Origin of the sequence: Streptomyces durbertensis (genome assembly GCF_014156695.1) — a bacterium.
In the GTDB taxonomy this organism is placed as follows: domain Bacteria; phylum Actinomycetota; class Actinomycetes; order Streptomycetales; family Streptomycetaceae; genus Streptomyces; species Streptomyces durbertensis.
The window spans coordinates 1-2008 of the sequence record NZ_WMLF01000662.1; the positions used below are offsets into that span (position 1 = coordinate 1).

The following is a 2008-nucleotide window of genomic DNA, read 5'->3' on the forward strand; positions in this document are numbered from 1 at the left end:
GAGCTGTACAACCCGGGCCGGCAATGTCGTGTGCACGTCAGCTAGGGTCGGTCGCGATCACTGAACGCGAGCGGTGTTCCGGGGGGAACCGGCCATGGCCATGACGCTGTCCAGCGAGCTCGAATGGGTCCTCGGCATCCTGGGCTTCAACTGGCCCGAGGCCGACGAGGACAAGCTCATGGAGTCCGCGCAGGCCTGGCGCCAGTTCGCCATGGACCTCCACTCGCTCCAGGCCGACGGCAACAGGTCGGCCGGCAACGTGCTTTCGGAGAACTACGGCAAGTCCGTCGAAGGCTTCGACGAGGCCTGGCGCGAGTTCTCCGGCAGCGAGCGCGGCTACTTCGACGACGCCCGCACCGCCGCGCAGATCGTCGCCTTCGCGCTCGACGCCGCGGCGGCCGTCGTCATCGCCTGCAAGATCGCGGTCATCATCCAACTGGTGGCGCTCGCCATTCAGTTGATCGCCGCGGCCGCGGCCGCGCCGTTCACCTTCGGCGCCTCCTCCCTGGCCGGCGCCTCCGCGACCGCGATCGTCCGGGTGATCGTGCGGCAACTACTCAAGACGCTGGCCGAAGCGATCCTCCAGACCATCCTCGACGCGCTGAAACAGACCGCGCTCAAAGCGATCCAGGCCATCGCGCAGGACCTGCTGCGGCAGACCATCAACGTCCACTTCGGCGCCCAGGACGGCTACGACGTCAGCAACGCCGCGAACGCCGGCTACCAGGCGGGACGGCAGGAACTGCGGAACCAGCGCGACGGCGCACTGGAGAACCTCCGGGACAACGCGCTCAGCGGAGCCGCCGGCAGCGGCCGCCGACAGGTCGAACAGTCCGGCAACAACGCCCTCGGCCTCGGCAACAACTCCGGCGGCGGGACCGGCACCGGCACCGGCACCGGTGGTAACGGTACGGGCGGCGGCAACGGCACGGGCGCCGGTACCGGGGGTGACGGCGGGTCCGGTGCCGGCACGGGCGGTGGCACGGGCCCGGGCGGCGGCACGGGCACGGGACCCGGCAATGGGGCCGGTGCCGGTAGCGGCGGAGGCGGCGGCACCGGCGCTACCGGCTCCGGCAACGGCTCCGGCCCCTCGACGGGCGGCACCGGCGGCCAACCCTCAAGCGGCGGCAGCGGCAGCCCCGCCGGCACCTCCGGCACCCAGGGCAACGGCGGCACTCAGAACGGCAGCGGAACGCCCGCCGGCAGCGGAACCGGCGACGCCGCGAGCGGAAGTGGCACAACCGGAAACACCGCACCGAACAGCGGAGACGGCCGTCCCGCGTCCGACAGCGGCCCGGCCAGCGGCAGCCCGGAGCGCGGCGGCCAGGACGGCACCGGAGCCCGCTCCCCGCGCCCCGGCGACGCCGGCGACCAGAACGGCCCCCGCAGCCCGTTCGACCCTCCCCGCGAGCCGTCCGGCAGTACGCCGGGGCCCCGCCCCGACCAGACGCCCGACGCTTCACCGCGAACAGGCGACAGCGACCGACCCACCTCCGACCGACCGGCCACCGACTCGGGCGCGGGCCAGCCCGGACGTTCCGAATCCGCCGCCCCCCGCCCGGACAGCACCGACAACCGCACCACCAACGACACCAACGCCCGTACCGACGACGGCAGCTCACGTCGCCCGGACACCGACTCCGGGGCCGACCGCCCTCGCACCGACAACCAGCGCCCGGACGACAACGGCCCAACGCGGAACGGCGACGCCGCTCCACGCGGCGACCAACCCCCGACGCGCCCCGACAGCGACAACGGCAACCGTTCTGACCAGCCGTCGCCCCGTACCGACTCCGACGCCGCCCGCCGCGACTCCGACGACGCTCGTCCGGACGCCGGGCCGCGCCCGGACAGCGACCGACCGGCCCCCCGCCAGGAAGCCGACGGCTCCAGTCCACGACAGGACGGGCCTCCGCCCCGCCCCGACAACGACCGGCCCGCGCCCCGCAACGACAACGACGGACCCTCCGGGCGGCCGGACTCCGCGTCCCCGCGCCCCGACTCGACC

At 74.2% G+C, this 2008-nt stretch carries 1 protein-coding gene; it reads left to right on the plus strand.

Going from position 1 to position 2008, the window contains the following annotated elements; all coding sequences use genetic code 11:
• Positions 1 to 94: 94 nt before the first annotated feature.
• Positions 95 to 2008: WXG100-like domain-containing protein (locus GL263_RS25660; protein WP_182858130.1), on the plus strand; the 1914-nt coding region annotated here is incomplete at its 3' end.